The sequence below is a fragment of the Nonomuraea sp. NPDC050790 genome (assembly GCF_044456745.1).
Taxonomy (GTDB): Bacteria; Actinomycetota; Actinomycetes; order Streptosporangiales; family Streptosporangiaceae; genus Nonomuraea.
In genome coordinates this window covers 1-1,065 of the sequence record NZ_JBITGF010000029.1, presented here as the reverse complement: position 1 = coordinate 1,065, position 1,065 = coordinate 1, and the positions used below count along the sequence as shown (strand labels likewise).

Below are 1,065 nucleotides of genomic sequence, written 5' to 3'. Positions count from 1 at the left end.
AGCCTCGGAGGTGAAGTCCTGCCTCGTAGCTTTCCGGGGTCTTGTCATAGCGGGTTGCCAGGCCACGCCAGGTTTTGATCTTCTGGAAGCAGCGTTCAACAGTGTTGCGCTGCCGGTAGCGCAATGGATCGAAGCTGACCGGCCGCCCACCGGCCTGCCCCTTCCTCTTCCGGTTGGCCCGCTGATCGCTCTTCTCCGGGATGACTGCCACGACGTGGCGGTGCCGTAAGTAGGCGCGGTTGGCCTTGGAAGAGTAGGCCATGTCCGCGGCCACCGCGGTGGGACGGGTCCGGGGCCGACCCACCGGACCCGGAATGCGGATCTTGTTCAGGACGGCGATGAAGAACGGGCAGTCGCCGGCCTGACCGGGCGTGAGCAGAAAGGCCAACGGCCGCCCGGAGGCATCGACCGCGGCGTGAATCTTGCTGCTCAGTCCGCCTCGGGACCGGCCGAGCCTGGCGGCCTTGGCCCGGGCCTTGCGGCGTCGCCGGATGACGGCACGATCGCGGCCCGATGACGCGTTCGCGTCGTCCTGACGGTCCGCGCCTGGTGTGACCTGCGGCGCATCACCCTCAGCACCGGCGGCTGCTCCGCGAGCGGAGCCCCCTTTTCCTCGGTCAGCGCCTGCTCCAGCGCATCCAAGGTCTCCCCGGCGATCGCCAACCCCGCCGACTCCTGATGCGCCCGCACGATGGTGGAGTCCACGCTGACCAACTCCAGTCCCACCTGCCCCCGCGCGGCTGCCTCGGCGATCAGCGCCTCCATCAACGCTTGAAACACTCCGGCTTTGGCCCAGCCGTTGAACCGGGAGTAGAGCGTCGACCACGGCCCGTACCGTTCCGGCACATCACGCCAGCCCGAGCCGGTGCGAAAGCGCCACAGGATCCCGTTGAACTGATCCCGCACCCGCCGAGGCAGCGGACCGGTCGCCGCCACCGGCAGATACGACTCGATCAACGCCCACTCGGCATCAGTCATATCGAAACGGGCCATGCCCGAGTTCTACCAGTCATGACCAGCCCGCTCCCCGGCCTCACCTAGATCCGAACTCCGAACAGCTCCTAG

The 1,065-nt window shown here is 67.6% G+C and carries 1 pseudogene; it reads right to left on the bottom strand.

The features are described from left to right. Positions 1–993, bottom strand: a pseudogene (locus ACIBEJ_RS52165) (IS5 family transposase); the annotation flags it as partial. Positions 994–1,065 lie beyond the last annotated feature (72 nt).